The organism is Bradyrhizobium sp. USDA 4011 (genome assembly GCF_054063415.1).
In genome coordinates this window covers 1219900-1238354 of record NZ_JBSSGG010000001.1, presented here as the reverse complement: position 1 = coordinate 1238354, position 18455 = coordinate 1219900, and the positions used below count along the sequence as shown (strand labels likewise).

15 protein-coding genes are annotated in these 18455 nt (G+C 64.9%); 13 read left to right on the top strand and 2 right to left on the bottom strand.

Going from position 1 to position 18455, the window contains the following annotated elements:
* Positions 1–158 precede the first annotated feature (158 nt).
* The 10 genes from ACVW1C_RS05905 to ACVW1C_RS05860 all read left to right on the top strand — a co-directional run bounded on the left by ACVW1C_RS05905 (position 159) and on the right by ACVW1C_RS05860 (position 13177).
* Positions 159–1091: an ABC transporter permease gene (locus ACVW1C_RS05905; protein ID WP_224924343.1), complete on the top strand. Its 933-nt coding sequence runs from the start codon at positions 159–161 to the stop codon at positions 1089–1091.
* A gap of 74 nt (positions 1092–1165) precedes the next feature.
* The gene (locus tag ACVW1C_RS05900) at positions 1166–2191 is read left to right on the top strand and encodes a sugar ABC transporter substrate-binding protein (protein ID WP_456757600.1); all 1026 of its coding nucleotides are present in this window, start codon (positions 1166–1168) and stop codon (positions 2189–2191) included.
* 98 nt (positions 2192–2289) lie between these two features.
* The gene (locus tag ACVW1C_RS05895; protein ID WP_456757599.1) at positions 2290–4428 is read left to right on the top strand and encodes an ABC transporter permease; all 2139 of its coding nucleotides are present in this window, start codon (positions 2290–2292) and stop codon (positions 4426–4428) included.
* A complete protein-coding gene (locus ACVW1C_RS05890; RefSeq protein WP_456757598.1) occupies positions 4428–5549 on the top strand; it encodes an SMP-30/gluconolactonase/LRE family protein in 1122 nt (373 codons plus the stop codon). Before ACVW1C_RS05895 ends, ACVW1C_RS05890 begins: the two co-directional genes overlap by 1 nt.
* Complete coding sequence (locus ACVW1C_RS05885) at positions 5546–7084, top strand: sugar ABC transporter ATP-binding protein (protein ID WP_456757597.1); 1539 nt, start codon at positions 5546–5548, stop codon at positions 7082–7084. Before ACVW1C_RS05890 ends, ACVW1C_RS05885 begins: the two co-directional genes overlap by 4 nt.
* A 227-nt stretch (positions 7085–7311) precedes the next feature.
* Entirely contained in the window at positions 7312–9627 is a 2316-nt protein-coding gene (locus ACVW1C_RS05880) for a bifunctional salicylyl-CoA 5-hydroxylase/oxidoreductase (protein WP_456757596.1), read from the top strand.
* Positions 9624–10403: an SDR family NAD(P)-dependent oxidoreductase gene (locus ACVW1C_RS05875; RefSeq protein ID WP_456757595.1), complete on the top strand. Its 780-nt coding sequence runs from the start codon at positions 9624–9626 to the stop codon at positions 10401–10403. The genes ACVW1C_RS05880 and ACVW1C_RS05875 overlap by 4 nt, the downstream gene beginning before the upstream one ends.
* An 11-nt stretch (positions 10404–10414) precedes the next feature.
* Positions 10415–11254, top strand: a complete 840-nt coding sequence (locus ACVW1C_RS05870) for an enoyl-CoA hydratase family protein (protein WP_456757594.1) — start codon at positions 10415–10417, stop codon at positions 11252–11254.
* 1 nt (position 11255) lies between these two features.
* Positions 11256–11651, top strand: a complete 396-nt coding sequence (locus ACVW1C_RS05865; protein WP_176532380.1) for a RidA family protein — start codon at positions 11256–11258, stop codon at positions 11649–11651.
* 284 nt (positions 11652–11935) lie between these two features.
* A complete protein-coding gene (locus ACVW1C_RS05860) occupies positions 11936–13177 on the top strand; it encodes a flavin-dependent oxidoreductase (RefSeq protein ID WP_456757593.1) in 1242 nt (413 codons plus the stop codon).
* Between the two features lie 135 nt (positions 13178–13312).
* Here ACVW1C_RS05860 and ACVW1C_RS05855 read toward each other — a convergent pair whose 3' ends face one another.
* Both ACVW1C_RS05855 and ACVW1C_RS05850 read right to left on the bottom strand, forming a co-directional pair.
* Positions 13313–13765 (bottom strand): cupin domain-containing protein, encoded by a 453-nt coding sequence (locus ACVW1C_RS05855; RefSeq protein WP_456757592.1) that lies wholly within the window; start codon positions 13763–13765, stop codon positions 13313–13315.
* Between the two features lie 84 nt (positions 13766–13849).
* Complete coding sequence (locus ACVW1C_RS05850) at positions 13850–15016, bottom strand: ABC transporter substrate-binding protein (protein WP_456757591.1); 1167 nt, start codon at positions 15014–15016, stop codon at positions 13850–13852.
* A gap of 309 nt (positions 15017–15325) precedes the next feature.
* On the opposite strand from ACVW1C_RS05850, the gene ACVW1C_RS05845 reads away from it, so the two are divergent.
* From ACVW1C_RS05845 to ACVW1C_RS05835, 3 genes are all read left to right on the top strand, one after another.
* Complete coding sequence (locus ACVW1C_RS05845) at positions 15326–15820, top strand: MarR family winged helix-turn-helix transcriptional regulator (RefSeq protein ID WP_456757590.1); 495 nt, start codon at positions 15326–15328, stop codon at positions 15818–15820.
* Positions 15821–15823: 3 nt separating this feature from the next.
* The gene (locus ACVW1C_RS05840) at positions 15824–16639 is read left to right on the top strand and encodes an alpha/beta hydrolase (protein ID WP_456757589.1); all 816 of its coding nucleotides are present in this window, start codon (positions 15824–15826) and stop codon (positions 16637–16639) included.
* Between the two features lie 151 nt (positions 16640–16790).
* Positions 16791–18434, top strand: a complete 1644-nt coding sequence (locus tag ACVW1C_RS05835) for a benzoate-CoA ligase family protein (protein WP_456757588.1) — start codon at positions 16791–16793, stop codon at positions 18432–18434.
* The last annotated feature ends 21 nt before the right edge of the window (positions 18435–18455 follow it).

The following is an 18455-nucleotide window of genomic DNA, read 5'->3' as shown; positions in this document are numbered from 1 at the left end:
ATGCATTTGACGAATATGAGTTGGCGCTCTTAAAGTCTCAAGCAAAATAATACCTGGAGGAAACGATGAGCGTGCAATCGCCATCGCGCGGCGTTGCTGTCCCTGCGGCATCATCTCGCTCGGGCACAATGTTCGCAAAGCCGAGTCAGGAGCAGATCGTGCTCCTGATCACGATCGCGCTTCTGGTCGTGTTCGGCCTGACCCTGAACGGCTTTGCCAGCGTTTCCAATCTCCTGAATCTGTTGCGCAGTATCTCCATCCTTGGCGTGCTCGGCCTCGGCATGGGGCTGATCGTAATCAGCCGCGGCATCGACCTCTCCGAGGTCGCGATCATGGCGGGTTCCTGGGCGATCGCCCTGATCTACATGCAGAACGGCATGCCTGTGTTCACGGCAGTGCTGCTGGCGCTGGCCATTGCCGTGCTGATCGGCGTCGTCAACGGCGTCATGGTCGCCTTCGTCGAGGCGCCGGCGCTGTTCGTGACGCTGGCCGCCGGCTTCGTGATCTATGGCCTCGCGTTCTGGATCGCGCCGGCCTGGGTGGTCTACGCGCCGAAGGACGCGCCGGGCCTGATGTATCTCGGCGCCGGGCGGCTGTTCGGCATCCCGGTTCCGATCCTGGTGTTCGCGGTCTGCGCGATCGCGATGCACCTGTTCCTGTCGCGCACCTCGATCGGCCGCTTCATCTATTCGCAGGGCGACAATCCGGAGGCCGCGCGGCTGACCGGCATTCCCTTGCGTCCGTTGATCGTGCTGGAGCACGTCTTGGTTGCGCTGCTCGCCTGGATTGCAGGCCTGGTCTGGGTCGGCACCACGGGCAGCATGCAGATGGCGATCACGCAAGGGACCATGATCTTCGACGTCGTGCTGGTCGTTGTGATCGGCGGCATCAGCCTGATCGGCGGCCGCGGCAGCGTGTTCAGCGTCGTGGTCGGCTGCGTCCTGATCGGCACGCTGCTCAACGCCTTCACCATCATGGACGTCAACAGCGAGGTGCAGAACATCATCAAGGGCGTGGTGCTGCTGGCCGCGATCGTGCTCGACAACTGGCTGCATCCCCGCGACGAGGAGACCGCGCGGCAAGGAGACTGATACAAGGCGCCGAGCGCGCTGCGCCAATGCAAAGAATTCCAAATCAATCAAAAGAATTTTGTGTGGAGGAGACGATGAAGACGACCAAGTTCTGGACGATCCTGCTCGCCGGGGTGACGCTTGCCGCGATGCCGCTTGCGGCATCGGCGCAGGAGGAAGGCACCAAGGCCGGGCGCGAATTGCGCGCCGCCTACGACAAGTCGCTGCAGGGCAAGACCATCGCCTATCTGCCGATCGCGCTCGGCGTGCCGCTGTCCGATGAGTGGGGCCGCGTGGTGCAGGAAGAGGCCGAGTGGCGCGGCATGAAGTACATCGTGCGCGATCCCAACAACAATCCATCCGCCATGCAGCAGGCGCTGACCGCGCTGGTCGACCAGAAGCCCGACGTCCTGATCGTGCAGAATCCGAGCGTGACGCTCCTGATGAAGGACCTGAAGCGCGCCGAAAGCCAGGGCACGCATGTGATCCAGGTCAATATGGCCTCGAACTACAAGTCTGGCGCCTTCGTCGGCGTCGACTGGCGCGAGATCGGCAGGATGCTCGCGAACGAAGCCGTCAAGGCCTGCGGCACCGGCTCCGGCAAGTCGGGCAAGGTGCAGATCGTGCAGGGCGAATTGACCGCGGCCGCCAGCGTCGATCAGGTCGGCGCCATCATGGAGGTTCTGAACAAGGATCCCAACATCAAGGTGGTGTCGAACCAGGCGGCGAACTGGGATGCCAACACCGCGCTCAACATCACCGCCACCGTGATCCAGCAGCATCCCGATCTCTGCGCCTCGATCGGCTTCTGGGGCATCATGGAGTCGGGCGCCGCGCAGGCGATCCGCAATGCCGGCAAGATCGACGACGTGAAGGTGTTCGCCTCGGGCGAGGGCTCGCAGCTCGATTGCGACCAGGTCACATCAGGCAACTTCAGCAAGTTCCTCAGCTACAAGGCGACCGAGCAGGGCCACGACCTGATGTTCGCGGCCGAGACGCTGCTGATGTCCGGCGACAAGCCCGGCACGAAAAACCTGTCCTATTACACGCGGCCGATCTGGATCGATAAGTCGAACGCCTCGCTCGGCGGCACCTGCTTCGCGCTACCCAAGAAAAACTAACAAGGCGCGAGACAGCCGGCGCGGGGGGCATTCCCGCGCCGGCTGTATCACGGGTCAGAATCCGGAAACGTTGAAACCGGATCAGGAGTGCTTTGACGATGTCGATGGCAGTTGATTCCTTTGCCGCATCGGTGCGGCGGTTTTCACCCCGGCTCCTGCTGTCGGAGCTGTTGCTGAAGCAGTGGTTCGAGCCGGTCGTTCCCTTCACCGTGATGATCGGGCTGTGGGCCTATTTCGCGCTCACCATTCCTGACTACGCCTCGGTGCAGAACTCGGTGTCGCTGCTGCGGCTGTTCGCCGAATTCGGCTTCGTCGCGCTCGCGATGGGCTTCTGCCTCGTCACCGGCGGCATCGACCTGTCGGTCGGCGCGATCTTCGCGCTGTGCAATTTCGCGGCGCTCTATTTCCTCCTGGTGCGCGAATGGCCGGTCGGCCTTGCCGTGCCGGCGACGCTGCTGGTCGGCGCGGTGCTCGGCAGCATCAACGGCTTCCTGATCGGCTTCCTCAAGACGCGGCCGTTCCTGACCACGCTGGTGACGCTGATCATCCTGCGCGCCTCGGTCAATCTGCTCAACACCAGCTATGCCCAGGTGTTCGCGACCAACTCGGTCGAGAGCGACGCCTGGGATTTCATCGGCGGCGGCAGCGTGCTCGGCATTCCCGTCAATGCGGCGACGCTGTTCGTGGTGCTGCTGATCTGCCACATCTTCCTGTCGCGCTCGCGCTATGGCTGGCATCTCACCGCGATCGGCGCCAGCCGCAAGGCGGCGCGTCACGCCGGCATCCGCGTCCGTCTGATGCTGTTCATGACCTATGTTCTGTCGGGCACGCTGTGCGCGGCGAGCGGCATCTTCTATGCCGCACGTCAGGCCTCGACGGATTCCACCACCGGCGTCGGGTGGGAGTTCCAGGCGCTGACCGCCGTGGTGCTCGGCGGCGTCTCGCTGGCCGGCGGCAAGGGCACGGTGTGGCGGGCGATGATCGGCGCGCTGATCATCTTCCTCTTGATCAACGGCCTCGTGCGGATGGGCATCCCGGGCTACGTCACCTCGGCGGTGACCGGCATGATCCTGCTCGCTGCGGTCGGCATCGACGTCAAATGGTCGAAGAACCGCGGCAAGGCGATCCAGAAGATCTATGTCAATCCCGCTTATGTGGCGTTGGCGCCAGCGCCGTCGGTGCAGCGCGGCTCCGGTTCGCCATTTGCCCAGAACGACCGGCTGATCAACGCGCAGGCAATCGGCGTCGACCAGGTCGAAGGGCCCGAGGACGTCATTCTCGATCGCCAGGGCCGGGTCTACGGCTCGACCCGCGACGGCAACGTGATTCGCTTCTCGGGACCGAACTTCGAGACCCGTGAGGTGTTCGCCCATATCGGCGGCCGGCCGCTTGGCATGCAGTTCGACCACGACGAGAACCTGATTGTCGCGGTGGCCGGCATGGGTGTCTACGGCATCGCGCCTGATGGCAAGGTGTTCAAGGTCACCGATGAGACCAACCGTACCTGGTACAAGCTGAACGACGACAGCCGCCTGCGCATGGCCGACGATCTCGACATCGCGCCGGACGGCAAGATCTATTTCAGCGACTGCACTACGCGCTACGAGATGACGACCAACACCCTCGATATCCTCGAGGCGCGGCCGAATGGCCGCCTGGTCTGCTATGATCCCAAGACCAAAACAACCCGCACTGTCATCAACCATTTCTATTTTCCGAACGGCGTCTGTGTCTCGCATGACGGCCAATCCGTGCTGATCGCAAGCACCTCGCTGTGCAAGATCTTCCGTTACTGGATCGCGGGGCCGAAGAAGGGCCGCACCGAAGTCCTGATCGACCAGCTGCCGGGCAACCCTGACAACATCAATCGTGCCTCCGACGGCAATTATTGGCTCGCCCTGGTCGGCATCCGTACGCCGACCTTCGATCTCTCCGTGCGCAAGCCCGGCTTCCGGCTGCGCATGGTGAAACAGGTGCCGACCGACGAATGGCTGGCGCCGGGGCTGAACCACGGCTGCGTGCTGAAGTTCAACGAGAGGGGCGAAGCGCTGGAGTCCTGGTGGGACCCGACCGGGACCTCGCATTCGGTGCTGACGTCGATGCGCGAGCATGAGGGCTATCTTTATCTCGGCGGGCTCGAGAACAACCGGATCGGCCGCATCAAGCTCGACGGCGTCGACGAGAGCTGGACCGGATACGATGCTTATTGGGGCGCCAAAAGCAGGGTGATCAGCTAATGGGACTGTTCGACCATCTGTTGCGCGATATCAGAAGCGTCGTTGATCGCGATGGCGTCGAGAAGTCGATCCCGCCGCTCGACGGTGCGATGAGCCCGAACGACCGGCTCGACACCGCCGTGCCGATCGGCGCGCCGCTGCCGGGCGTCGACGACGTCATCGCCGCCGGCGACGGTGCGATCTTCGTTTCCGCCGGCCGCCAGGTGCTGAAGCTCAGCGGCGCGGATTTTGCGACCCGCGCGGTCGTCGCCGAGTTCGAGGATGATGCCGGCGGGCTCGCGCTGGATCCGGACGGCCGCTTGCTCGTCTGCGTTGCGGGCAGGGGACTTGCAGCGATCGATCCCGCCAAACCCGCGCCGCGCTGGCTGGAAGCCGCCGGCGGCAGCGCGCTCACGGGGCTGCTGTCGGTGACGGCGTCGCCCGATGGCCGCATCTATGCGGTCGAAGGCAGCGCCGGCCGCCGTCCGAGCGAGTGGCGGCACGATCTGATGGAAAAGCGCGCCGGTGGGCGCCTGATCAGCTGCGGTGCCGGTCTCGACAATCCGCAGGTGCTGCTGCGCGATCTGCCACATCCCTATGGCGTGATGGTCTCGGCCGACGGCAACAGCCTGTGGCTCACCGAAAGCTGGGCGCATCGCCTCAGCCGGTTCGCGCTCACTGCCAACGGGCTCGGCCCGCGCGAGACGATCACCGCTAACATGCCCGGCTATCCGGCGCGGCTGCATCCGGACGGCCATGGCGGGGTGCTGCTCGGTATCTTCGCCCGCCGCACCCATCTGATCGAGTTCGTGCTCAAGGAAGACGATTTCCGCGAGGAGATGATGGCGACGATGCCGCCCGACTACTGGGTGGCGCCGGCGCTCGCCGGCGGCAGCGATTGCCTGGAGCCGATGCAGATCGGCAGCGTCAAGGCGCTTGGCATCCAGAAGCCGTGGGCGCCGCCGCGCTCCTATGGCCTGCTGGTGCATCTCGATGACGAGGGCGAGGCCAGCGACAGCCTGCACAGCCGCGCCGGCGGCCGCTTCCACGGTATCACCGCCGCCTGTGCGACGCCCTCCGGCATCGTGATCGCGGCGCGCGGCGCCGGGCGGCTGCTGCGCTACACGGGAGAGCTGCGATGAATGACGGCGTGACGCAGGCGGCACCCGCCACCCAGTCCGCAACCCGCGAGCCGGTGCTGCGGATCAGCAACGGCTCCAAGGTCTATGGCGGCGTCCACGCCATCGAGGGCGTCAATTTCGATCTCTATCCCGGCGAGGTGCATGCGCTGGTCGGCGAGAACGGCGCCGGCAAGTCGACGCTGTGCAAGGCGATCGCGGGTGCGATCAATCTCACCTCCGGCGACTATCTGCTCGACGGCAAGCCCGCCAATTTCGAGCAGCCGCGCGACGCGCTCGATGCCGGGATCTGCATGGTCTATCAGGAGACCAGCCTGGTGCCGACCATGACCGCGGCGCAGAACATCGAGCTCGGCAACGAGAAGCTGCTGACGCGTTTCCGCACGCTGAACATCCAGGCCCAGCAGCTGCTGCAGTCGCTCAACTTCCACGTCGATCCGGCGACGCCGGTGGCGCTGCTCGGCACCGCCAAGAAGCAGATGGTGGAGATCGCGCGCGCGATCTACAACAAGGCGCGCATCATCATCTTCGACGAGCCGACCGCGTCGCTGACGCCGGAGGAGATCGTCCACTTCTTCCATCTGGTGCGCGATCTGCGCGCCCGCGGCGTCTCGATCATCTACATCTCGCATGCGCTGGAGGAATCGCTCCAGATCGCCGACCGCATCACGGTGCTGCGCGACGGCAAGCTGGTGATCACGGCGCCCGCCAAGCAGCTCACCCGCGATGCGCTGGTGCAGCACATGGTCGGGCGCGAGGTAGCGCAAGCGGTCTATGGCGGCAAAGCGAAGACCCATCAGCGCCGCGAGAAGGTGCTGACGGTCGAGAACGTCACCATGGGCATGGCGGTCAAGAACATGTCGTTCTCGGTCTATGCCGGCGAGGTGGTCGGCATCGCCGGCCTGATCGGCTCCGGCCGCACCGAGATCGCCAAGATCGTCTACGGCGCGTTGAAGCGCAACCTGGTCAATGGCGGCACCATCCGGCTGCGCGGCAAGCCGATCCGTTATCGCGTGCCGCGGCAGGCGATCAATGACGGCATCGCCTACATCACCGAGGACCGCAAGGCCAACGGCTTCTTCGAGACCATGGTGGTCGACGACAACGTCTATATCGGCAGCCTCGCCACGCGGAAGGGCTGGAGCTTCCTGCTGTCGCGCGCAAGGCGCAGCAAGCTCGCCAACTACTGGGTCGAGCGGCTCAAGATCAGCGCGTTGCAGCGCAAGGCCAAGATCATCGAGCTGTCCGGCGGCAACCAGCAGAAGGTGGTGCTGGCCAAGACCCTCGTGCAGGAACCGTCGATCATCTTCTTCGACGAGCCGACGCGCGGCGTCGACGTCGGCACCATCCCGCACATCCACGGCGAAATCCGCCGTCTCGCCGACGAGGGCAAGGCGGTGGTGGTGATCTCGTCCTATCTGCCGGAGATCCTCGCCGTCTCCGACCGCATCCTGGTCGCCCGGACCGGCCGCATCGTCGCCGAGTTCGATGCCGCGGACGCCACGCAGGACAAGATCCTGTACGCCGCGGTGCATTGAGGACGCACGGCGCTCCACAAACTCACTGGCGTCCCTGCGGAAGCAAGGACCCATAGTCACCTATTGCTGTTGGTTACAGCGCTGGGGCCACATCCCATTTCAGCAACGCGATCCTTTGGTTATGGGTGGGTCCACGCCGCCCTTGACAATTATTTTAAGTATAAAATATTATCCCTCATCGGCTCCCTGGGGAAAGCGACCCCTGCCGAAGCCAACGGGAGAACGCCATGCGCATCGTTTGCATTGGAGGCGGGCCGGCCGGGCTCTACTTCGGCATCCTGATGAAGATGCTTGATCCCGCGCACCAGATCTCCGTGGTCGAGCGCAACCGGCCCTATGACACGTTCGGCTTCGGCGTGGTGTTTTCAGATGCGACCATGGACAACATGCGCAAATGGGACCCGGTCACCGCTGACACGATCGAGCAGGCCTTCAACCACTGGGACGACATCGAGGTCCTGATCAAGGGCCGCCGGATGCGCACCACCGGCCACGGCTTCGTCGGCATCGGCCGCAAGCGGCTGCTCAACATCCTGCAGGCGCGGGCCGAGGACCTCGGCGTCGAATTGATCTTCGAGCGCGAGGTCAATTCCGATCTCGAGTTTCCGGATGCCGATCTGATCGTGGCGTGCGACGGCGTGAACTCGAAGGTCCGCGCCAAATACGCCGAGACCTTCCAGCCCGACATGCTGATGCGGCCGAACCGCTATATCTGGCTCGGCACCAACCGCCCGTTCGATGCCTTCACCTTCGACTTCCGCAAGACCGAGCATGGCTGGTTCCAGTCGCATATCTACAAGTTCGAGGAGGGCGCGGCGACCTTCATCGTCGAGACCACCGAGGAGGCCTATCTCGCCCACGGCCTCGACAGGATGGATCAGGCCGAATCCATCGCGTTCTGCGAGAAGGTGTTCGCGGAAATCCTCGAGGGGCATCATCTGGTCTCCAACGCGCGGCATCTGCGCGGCTCGGCCTGGCTGTCGTTCCCGCGGCTGATCTGCGGCAAGTGGACCGCGTTCAACGGCAACAGCCATGTCGTGCTGATGGGCGATGCCGCCCACACCGCGCATTTCGCGATCGGCTCAGGGACCAAGCTCGCGCTGGAAGATGCGATCGAGCTGACCAACCAGTTCAAGACCCACGGCGCGACCAAGGACAGCATTCCCGCCGTGCTGAAGGCTTACGAGGAGCTGCGCCGGGTCGACGTGGCTCGGATCCAGAATGCCGCGCGCAATGCGATGGAATGGTTCGAGGTGGTCGGCTCGCGCTACGCCGACACGCTGGAGCCCGAGCAGTTCATGTATTCGCTGCTGACCCGCTCGCAGCGCATCAGCCACGAGAATTTGCGGCTGCGCGACAGAACGTGGCTCGAGGGCTATGAGCGCTGGTTCGCCGAGCGCAGCGGCGTGCCCGCGACCAACGACCGCGTCACGCCGCCGATGCTGACGCCGTTCCAGATCCGCGGCCTGTCGCTGCACAACCGGATCATCGTCTCGCCGATGGCGATGTATTCGGCGGAAGAGGGCGTGCCGAACGACTTCCACCTCGTGCATTTCGGCTCCCGCGCGCTCGGCGGCGCCGGCCTGCTGTTCACCGAGATGACCTGCGTCTCGCCGGAGGCGCGGATCACGCCCGGCTGCTGCGGCCTGTGGAACGACGAACAGGCCGTGGCCTACAAGCGGATCGTCGAATTCGTGCATCGCAATTCGCAAGCCCGGATCGGCATCCAGCTCGGCCATGCCGGCCGCAAGGGCTCGACGCGCGTTGCCTGGGAAGGCATGGACGAGCCGCTGCCCGACCATAACTGGCCGCTGGTGTCGGCCTCGCCGGTGCCTTATCTGCCCGACGGACAGATCCCGGAGCCGATGAGCCGCGCCGAGATGGACGAGGTGCGCGACCAGTTCGTTGCCGCCGCCAGGCGCGCCGCCGCCGCGGGCTTCGATATTCTGGAACTGCACTGCGCCCACGGCTATCTGCTGTCGAGCTTCCTCTCGCCGCTGACCAATCGCCGCAGCGACGCCTATGGCGGATCGATCGAGAACCGCGCGCGTTATCCGCTGGAAGTGTTCCGCGCCATCCGCGCGGTGTGGCCGGAGGACAAGCCGATGTCGGTCCGCCTGTCCTGTCACGACTGGGCCGAGGGCGGCAACACGCCCGAGGATGCGCTCGCCTTCGCAAGACTGTTCAAGGCGGCCGGTGCCGACCTGATCGACTGCTCCTCGGGCCAGGTCTGGGCCGACGATCGTCCGATCTATGGCCGGCTTTACCAGACGCCGTTCGCCGACAAGATTCGCAACGAGGTCGGCATCGCCACGATCGCGGTCGGCGCGATCTCGGAGGCTGACCACGCCAATTCGATTATCGCCGCCGGCCGCGCCGATCTCTGCGCGATCGCGCGGCCGCATCTCGCCGACCCGGCCTGGACGCTGCACGAGGCCGCGAAGATCGGCGTCAAGCAGGTCGCCTGGCCGAAGCAGTATCTGTCGGGCAAGTCGCAATACGAGGCCAATCTCGAACGCACAGCCGCGGGAGCGAAGGCATGACACGCTTCTGGCCCAACGCCCATGCGTTCGTGACCGGTGCCGGTTCCGGCATCGGGGCCGCAACCGCAATCGCGCTCGCAAAAGCCGGGGTACGCGTCAGCATCGCCGGACGCCGGATCGATGTGCTGAAGGCGACGGCTTCGCTGCTCGGTGAGCGCGCTGGCGCTGTTGTCGCGATCGACGTGACCGATGAAACGGCGGTGACCAAGGGTATCACGCAGATCGAGGCCGAGGCCGGCCCGATCGATATTCTCGTCAACAATGCCGGCAAGGCCGCAAGTGCGCCGTTCGACAAGACGAACGCAGCGCTATGGGCGGACATGCTGGCGAGCAATCTCTCCAGCGTGTTCCTGGTGACGCACGCCGTGCTGCCGGCGATGGCGCAGCGCGGCCGCGGGCGGGTGATCAACGTGGCCTCGACCGCGGGCCTCACCGGCTACGCCTATGTCTCGGCCTATGTCGCCGCCAAGCACGGCGTCGTCGGCCTGACCCGCTCGCTGGCGCTGGAGTACGCCCGGCGCGGTGTCACCGTGAATGCGGTCTGCCCCGGCTACACCGATACGCCGCTGGTGGCGGATGCGGCCGCCAACATCGTCGCCAAGACCGGGCGCAGCGAGCAGGAGGCGCGGGCTGCGCTCGCCAAGGTCAATCCAATGCAGCGGCTGGTCACGCCGGAGGAGGTCGCCGACAGCATCCTCTGGCTTGCCTCCGAGGGCGCATCGTCAATCAACGGACAAGCCGTGGCGGTCGCCGGCGGCGAAGTCTTTACCGGGTGAAGGAACACATCATGTCCGAGATGACAGCAAAGCTCCGTCCGTTCAGGGATTATCCTGCAAAACACTTCCGTTGGTCGACCGACGCGAGCGGCCGTGTCGCAACCATCACGCTGAACCGGCCGGACAAGAAGAACCCGCTGACCTTCGAGTCCTACGAGGAGCTGCGCGATCTCTTCACCAATCTCAAATATGCCTCCGACGTCCGCGCCATCGTGCTGACCGGTGCCGAGGGCAATTTCTGCTCCGGCGGCGACGTGTTCGAGATCATCGAGCCGTTGACGCGGATGGCGATGCCCGACCTGCTCGCCTTCACCCGGATGACCGGCGAGGTGGTGCGCGCGATGCGCAAATGCCCGCAGATCATCGTGGCCGCGATCGACGGCATCTGCGCCGGGGCGGGTGCGATGCTGGCGCTGGCGTCCGACCTGCGGCTGGCGACACCGCAGGCCAAGACCGCGTTCCTGTTCACCCGCGTCGGCCTCGCCGGCGCCGACATGGGCGCGTGCGGGCTGCTGCCGCGCGTGATCGGGCAGGGCCATGCCGCCGATCTGCTCTACACCGGCCGCGCGATGAGTGCCGACGAAGGCTTTGCGTGGGGCTTTCACAATCGCCTGGTGCCGCCGGCCGAGCTCGCCGCCGCCGCGCTTGAGCTGGCGCGCTCGCTCGCGGATGGACCGTGGTTCGCCCATGGCGTGACGAAGACGATGTTCAACCAGGAATGGGCGATGGGCGTCGACGAGATGATCGAGTCCGAAGCGCAGGCGCAGGCGATCTGCATGGTGACGGGCGATTTCCGCCGCGCTTTCGAGGCCTTCGCCGCCAAGCAGAAGCCCGCCTTCGAGGGCAATTGAGATGATCGAGATCCTGCAACCGGACGGATGGGCGAAGCCGATCGGCTACGCCAACGGCATGGCCGCGCGCGGCAAACAGCTCTTCATCGCGGGCCAGATCGGCTGGAACGGGCAATGCGTGTTCGAGAGCGATGACCTCGTGGCGCAGATCGGCCAGACCCTGCGCAACATCGTCGCGGTCGCCGCCGCCGGCGGGGCCGGGCCGGAGCACATCGTGTCGATGACCTGGTTCTTGCTCGATCGCAAGGAATATTCCGCGCGGCTGAAGGAGATCGGCGGGGTCTATCGCGACGTGATCGGCCGGCGGTTTCCGGCGATGACCGCGATCCAGGTTGCGGGCCTGATCGAGGACCGCGCCAAGGTGGAAATCCAGGCGATCGCGGTGGTGCCGGATTAATGGAGGCGCGATCTAGCTGATCCCGTCATCCTGAGGAGCGCGGAACGCGCGTCTCGAAGGGTGAACGGCCCCGGCCGGTGGCCGTCGACCCTTCGAGACGCCGCTTCGCGGCTCCTCAGGGTGACGGAGATAGATGGAGTTCGCTGAAGCAATGTTAAGCCTAAGCCCAATCATCGCGGGACCGTCCAGCCCCCGGCCGTCAAACCCGCTTGCGGCCGAGCAACCGGCCATGCGACCCTAGGCCAAAGCGTAAAGACGTCCTGTTGTGAGTGGAGTAAGGGACGATGAAGGCGATTATCGTCGGAGGCGGAATCGGAGGCCTCACCACTGCGTTGATGCTGCGGTCGCGCGGCATCAGTTGCGAGCTGTACGAGCAGTCGGAGACGATCCGCGAGCTCGGCGTCGGCATCAATACGTTGCCGCATGCGATCCGCGAGCTGGCGGGGCTTGGCCTGCTCGACAAGCTCGACGAGGTCGCGATCCGTACCTATGAGCTGTTCTATCTGACGCGGCACGGCCAGCAGGTCTGGCACGAGAAGCGTGGGCTCGATGCCGGCCACGACGTGCCGCAATTCTCGGTTCATCGCGGCCGCCTGCAAAGCGTGATCCATCAGGCCGTCATCGACCGGCTTGGCGCGGATGCGATCCGCACCGGCTGCCGGCTCGGCTCCTTCACGCAGGACGAGGGCGGCGTGTCGGCCTATTTCTTCGATCGCAGCGGCAGCCACGTCCACACCGCGCGTGGCGACATCATGATCGGCGCCGACGGCATCCACTCCAAGGTGCGCGAGATGCTGTTTCCCGATGAGGGCGGGCCGTGCTGGAACGGACTGATGCTGTGGCGCGGCGCGACCGATTGGCCGGTCTTCCTGACCGGCCGTTCGATGATCATCGCCGGCGGCTTGAATGCCAAGGCCGTAATCTATCCGATTGCGCCAGGCTCGAGCCCGGCAAGCCGCCTCACCAATTGGGCGGTGCTGGTGCGGATCGGCGACGGCTCCTCGCCGCCGCCGCGCCGCGAGGGCTGGTCCAATCTCGGCCGCCGCGACGAGATGATGCCCTATGTCACTGGTTTCACGATCCCGCAGGTCGACTTCGCCGGCCTGATCAACGCGACGCCGGAGTTCTGGGAGTATCCATGCTGCGACCGCGATCCGCTGCCTTATTGGTCGAGCGGCCGCGTCACGCTGCTCGGGGATGCCGCGCATCCGATGTACCCGGTCGGCTCGAACGGCGCGTCGCAGGCCATTCTCGATGCGCGCTGCCTCGCGGACATGCTGGCGCGAGCGGAGCATCCGCGCCAGGCGCTGGCGGCTTATGAGCGGCAGCGGCTGCCGATGACCGCCGACATCGTCGCCTCCAACCGCCGCGGCGGGCCGGAGGGCGTGATCGACGCCGTCGAGCAGCTCGCGCCGCAGGGCTTTACCGACGTCGACACCATTATGAATTACGAAGCGCGCGAGGCGATCGTGCGCGGCTATGCCGCGAAGGCCGGCTTTGCCGCGCGCGTCGTGGCGCGGCAGTAGTCATCTTCGAGAGGGAGATACGCCACGGGCCATCTCCACATCATCATTGCGAGCGAAGCGAAGCAATCCATCGATCCGCGCATGCGCTGGAATGGATTGCTTCGTCGCTTCGCTCCTCGCAATGACGAGGGCGGCCTACGCCGGAGGCGGCGGCAGGAAGTGGATGTTGTGCTCGGCGGCGAGCCGCACCACGTCGTCCGGGTTCTGCTCCTTCATGTTGTGGATCGCCCAGAACAGGTCGTAGAGCCTGCGGGTCGGCGACACCCAGAACAGCGTCTTGGCCGGCTGCTGCGATTTGTTGAAGATGCCGTGCGGCTTGCCCATCGGCAGCCGCACCAGATCGCCTGGAGTTGCTGACTCATCGGCGCCGTCGAGCATGAAGTCGAGCTTGCCCTCGAGAATGTAGAGATACTCGTCCTGGTCGGGATGGATGTGCGGCGGAACGAAGGTGCCCGGCGGGAAGGTGGCATGCCAGGAGAAGGAATGCTCGGTGCGGCTCTTCGGCACGTAGGTCTGGCCGAGGATGCTCCAGGAAATGCCCTGCATGCCTTCATTGGCGCGGGTGACGCCGGCGATCTCGTCTTTCATGTTTGTACTTCCTCCATGTTTCAATTTTGCGCGTTTTCTTCACGCGAACCGGTATCCACTTCGCTTGAAAACGCTTCGTGTGAGCTACTTGGCCGCGCAGTCCTTGGCGTAGCGGTCGCCGTAATTCGAGAACACCTTCTCGACGATCTCGGTCTGGAATTTGCCGTCCGGCCGCTTCGCGACCTTGGTGAGGTAGAAATCCTGGATCGGATAGCCGTTGTTGTTGAACTTGAAGTTACCGCGCAGCGAGGTGAAGTCGGCTTTTCTCAGCGCCGCCGCGACGGCGTCCTTGTTGGAGAGATCGCCCTTGACAGCCTTGACCGCGCTGTCGATCAACAGTGCAGCGTCATAGGCCTGCATGGCGTAGGTGCCGGGCACGCCGTTGTAGGCCGCCTCATAGGCCGCGACGAACTTCTTGCTCTGGGGATTGTCAAGGTTCGGCGCCCAGTTCGCACCGCCGAACATGCCGACGGCGGCGTCCTGCTGCGCGGGCAGGGTCGATTCGTCGACGGTGAAGGCGGAGAGCACCGGCACGGTGGCGCCGGCCTGCTTGTACTGCTTCACGAGGTTCACGCCCATGCCGCCCGGCATGAAGGTGAACAGCGCGTCCGGCTTCAGCGAGGCGATCTTGGAGAGTTCGGGCTGGAAATCCAGCGTGTTCAGCGGTGTGTAGGATTCCTCGACGATCTCGCCCTTGTAGTCGAGCTTGAAGCCGGCGACGGAGTCGCGGCCGGCCTGATAGTTCGGCACCAGCAGATAGACGCGCTTGTAGCCGCGGTCCTGTGCCACCTTGCCGAGGACCTCGTGCACCTGGTCGTTCTGGTACGACGTCACGTAGAAGAACGGGCTGCACTCTTTGCCGGCATAGCTGGAAGGGCCCGCATTCGGGCTGATCAGGAAGGTCTTGCTCTCGGTGACCGGGCGGTGGATCGCCTGCAGGATGTTGGAGAAGATCGGACCGACCACGAAATCGACCTTGTCGCGCTCGAGCAGGCCGCGCACCTTGACCACCGCACCGTCGGGCTTCAGCTCGTCATCGGCATTGACGATCTCGACCTCGCGGCCGGCCATCTTGCCGCCGAGGTCCTTGACCGCGAGCGCAAAGCCGTCGCGGACCTGCTGGCCAAGCGCTGCAGCCGGGCCGGAGGTCGTCACCAGCACGCCGATCTTGATCTTCTCCTGCGCGGTCGCCGGGGTCACCGCGATACCGAGCAGCGCCGCCAGTCCCACGAGCTTCGTCAATTGCTTCATGTCTCTCCCCCAACCACCGGCTTGCTGCCGTTGTCTCAGCCTCAATTGGCCTCAATTTGTTTGACCTCAGCTTAGTCTGACGCGCGCGACCGCTGCAAGCGATGTGGCATTGCGTCAGGGCGATCGCCGCGCACCTTCCAGGTGTTGCACATGCAAGCGCCGCGCCAATTGCTTGAAGTTTAAAGAAATTGCAGGATCGGCCGGGCGTGTCGGGCAGGATTCGCAATTGTCCTTGCGGGGCGGCGCGAATTGCTTGAAGCTGAAAGCAATAGGTCCGACCGAAACCCGCCGCGGAGGAACGATCGCCGCATGATCCTCGATTCCGAAACCAAAGCCGTCGAACTGCCCGACGATCATGGCACCGAGCTCAGGCTGTGGCTGCGTCTCTTGACCTGCACCACGCTGATCGAAGGCGAGGTGCGCAGCCGGCTGCGTGAGAAGTTCGACGTCACGCTGCCGCGCTTCGACCTGATGGCCCAGCTCGACAAGGTGTCCGACGGCATGACGCTGTCGGACCTTTCGAAGCGGATGATGGTGTCGAATGGCAACGTCACCGGGCTGGTCGAGCGCCTGGTCGAGTCCGGCCATCTCGATCGCCGCACCTCGGAGACGGACCGCCGCGTGCAGTTCATCCGGCTGACCAAGCTCGGCCGCGCCGAATTCCGTAAGATGGCCGCCGAGCACGAGAAATGGATCGCCGATATCTTCGGCGACCTGTCACCGAAGGATATCCGCGAACTGATGCGGCTGCTCGCCAAGGCCAAGGGCTCGGCGCAGCGCTCGGCGAGGGCGAGGACTGCTTAAGCGGTGAGCGGGATCGATTACGAGGTCGAATACAACAACCGGGCGCGGGTGCCGGAAAATCCGGCGCTGATGGCCGGCTGGGCGAGGGACTCGGCGGCGTATCGTGAGCAGCACCCGCCACGGCGGCTGAGCTATGGTCCCGGCAGCCGTAACGTCATCGACCTGTTCGAGGGTAACGGCGACGGGCCGCTCGTAGTCTTTATTCACGGCGGCTACTGGCAGGCGCTGGACGGCTCATCATCGAGCCACTGCGCGCGGGGCCTCAATGGCCACGGCATCAGCGTCGCGGTGCCGAGTTACGACCTCTGCCCCAACGTCACGGTCGCCGACATCATCGCCGAGATGCGCGCGGCGTCCCGCGAACTGGCGAAGCTCGGCCGGCCGCTGGTCATGTCGGGACACTCCGCAGGCGGGCATCTTGCCGCCTGCATGCTTGCGACCGATTGGCCGGCCTACGATGCGTCGCTGCCGGCTAGTCTGGTCAGGGCTGCTTACGCGATCTCCGGCCTGTTCGAGCTCGAGCCGCTGGTCGGCACCTCCATCAACAAGGCGCTCGGTCTTGACCGCGACGCAGCAAGGGCAGTGAGCCCGCTGCTCTGGAAAGCGCCCGCAGGCGCGACCCTCGACGCGGTGGTCGGCGGCGCCGAGAGCGCCGAATATCACCGGCAGAGCCGAACCATTGCCGACGTCTGGGGCAAAGCGGGCGTGGCAACGCGGTTCGGCACTGTGCCCAATGCCAATCATTTCACCGCGATCGCACCGCTCGCCGACCCGGACTCGGCGATGGTTGCGCGGCTGAAGCAGCTCACACAGATCTGAGGTTTGCGGGACCGCGCCATTTCCGTGCGACATCTACCCTTGCGCCAAATTATTTTAAGTATAAAATGATTGGCGATCGGAACGCTGCCGCTTCCTCTGGTCTTCTCGATGTTGATCTTGGCCTTTCTGAATGGAAAGCGAGGGCAATCGAATGTCAGGTGAATTTCCCGGGCTCGGTCCATCCGGGCATGTCGACGATTTCGCGCGGCGCAACCTGCCGCCATCAGAGCAGTGGCCGCAGCTGCTGCTCGACCGGCCGGAGTTCAAATATCCCGATTATCTGAACGCCGCGGTCGAGCTGACCGACCGCATCGTCGAGCAGGGCATGGGCGATCGCATCGCGCTGATCGGCAACGGACGCCAGCGCACCTACAAGGAATTGACCGACTGGTCGAACCGCCTGGCGCATGCGCTGGTGGAGAATTACGGCGTCAAGCCCGGCAATCGCGTCCTGATCCGCTCGGGCAACAACCCGGCGCTGGTCGCGGCCTGGCTGGCGGCGACCAAGGCCGGTGCTGTCGTCGTCAACACGATGCCGATGCTGCGCGCCGGCGAACTGGCCAAGATCGTCGACAAGGCCGAGATCTCGCTGGCGCTGACCGACAGCCGCATCGCGGACGAGCTGGTGGCGTGCGCCAAGACCAGCAAATTCCTCAAGCAGGTCGTCAATTTCGACGGCACGCAAAATCACGATGCCGAGCTCGACCGGATTGCGCTGAACAAGCCGGTCAAGTTCGATGCGGTGAAGACCGGCCGCGACGACGTCGCGCTGCTCGGCTTCACGTCGGGCACCACGGGCGAACCGAAAGCGACGATGCATTTCCACCGCGATCTCCTGATCGTGGCGGACGGCTATGCCAGGGAAGTGCTCAAGGTGACGCCAGACGATGTATTCGTCGGCTCGCCGCCGCTCGCGTTTACGTTTGGCCTTGGCGGGCTCGCGATCTTCCCGCTGCGCTTCGGCGCCACCGCGACACTGCTGGAGAACGCGGCGCCGAGCGAGATGATCCGGATCATCGAGACCTACAAGGCGACGATCTGTTTCACCGCGCCGACCGCCTATCGGGCGATGATGGCCGCGATGGACAAGGGCGCGGACCTGTCGTCGCTGCGGCTCGCGGTCTCGGCCGGCGAGACGCTGCCGGCGCCGGTGTTCGAGAGCTGGACGAAGAAGACCGGCAAGCCGATCCTCGACGGCATCGGCAGCACGGAGCTGTTGCACATCTTCATCACCAACCGCGCCGGGAGCGCCGTCGCTGGCACCACGGGCACCCCTGTTACCGGCTACCAGGCCAGGATCGTCGACGAGGACATGAACGAGCTGCCGCCGGGCCAGGTCGGCAAGCTGGCGGTTCGCGGCCCGACCGGCTGCCGCTATCTGGCGGATTCCAGGCAGACCAAATATGTCCGCGATGGCTGGAACATCACCGGCGATGCCTTCGTCAGCGACGAAAACGGCCGGCTGTCATTCGTGGCGCGCGCCGACGACATGATCATCTCGGCGGGCTACAACATCGCAGGTCCCGAGGTCGAGGCGGCGCTGCTCGGGCATCCCGATGTCGCGGAATGCGCGGTGATCGGCGCGCCCGACGAGGAGCGGGGGCAGATCGTCTCGGCTTTCATCGTCCTGAAACAGGGCGCGCGCAGCGACGATGTCGAGGTCAAGCTGTTGCAGGATCACGTCAAGGCGACGATCGCGCCGTACAAATATCCCCGCGCGATCTCTTTCGTCGAGGCGTTGCCGAAGACCCAGACCGGGAAGATCCAGCGCTTCAAATTGCGCGAGGCGAGCTGAGAGGGGACGACGGCCGCTGGC

Excerpts from the sequence above, each read along its gene's own strand:
- ACVW1C_RS05860 (WP_456757593.1), top strand. The coding sequence starts at position 11,936 with ATGAAGGCGATTATCGTCGGAGGCGGAATCGGAGGCCTCACCACTGCG.
- ACVW1C_RS05845 (WP_456757590.1), top strand. The coding sequence starts at position 15,326 with ATGATCCTCGATTCCGAAACCAAAGCCGTCGAACTGCCCGACGATCAT.
- ACVW1C_RS05880 (WP_456757596.1), top strand. The coding sequence starts at position 7,312 with ATGCGCATCGTTTGCATTGGAGGCGGGCCGGCCGGGCTCTACTTCGGC.
- ACVW1C_RS05895 (WP_456757599.1), top strand. The coding sequence starts at position 2,290 with ATGTCGATGGCAGTTGATTCCTTTGCCGCATCGGTGCGGCGGTTTTCA.
- ACVW1C_RS05875 (WP_456757595.1), top strand. The coding sequence starts at position 9,624 with ATGACACGCTTCTGGCCCAACGCCCATGCGTTCGTGACCGGTGCCGGT.
- ACVW1C_RS05865 (WP_176532380.1), top strand. The coding sequence starts at position 11,256 with ATGATCGAGATCCTGCAACCGGACGGATGGGCGAAGCCGATCGGCTAC.
- ACVW1C_RS05850 (WP_456757591.1), bottom strand. The coding sequence starts at position 15,016 with ATGAAGCAATTGACGAAGCTCGTGGGACTGGCGGCGCTGCTCGGTATC.
- ACVW1C_RS05855 (WP_456757592.1), bottom strand. The coding sequence starts at position 13,765 with ATGAAAGACGAGATCGCCGGCGTCACCCGCGCCAATGAAGGCATGCAG.
- ACVW1C_RS05890 (WP_456757598.1), top strand. The coding sequence starts at position 4,428 with ATGGGACTGTTCGACCATCTGTTGCGCGATATCAGAAGCGTCGTTGAT.
- ACVW1C_RS05835 (WP_456757588.1), top strand. The coding sequence starts at position 16,791 with ATGTCAGGTGAATTTCCCGGGCTCGGTCCATCCGGGCATGTCGACGAT.
- ACVW1C_RS05885 (WP_456757597.1), top strand. The coding sequence starts at position 5,546 with ATGAATGACGGCGTGACGCAGGCGGCACCCGCCACCCAGTCCGCAACC.
- ACVW1C_RS05870 (WP_456757594.1), top strand. The coding sequence starts at position 10,415 with ATGTCCGAGATGACAGCAAAGCTCCGTCCGTTCAGGGATTATCCTGCA.
- ACVW1C_RS05900 (WP_456757600.1), top strand. The coding sequence starts at position 1,166 with ATGAAGACGACCAAGTTCTGGACGATCCTGCTCGCCGGGGTGACGCTT.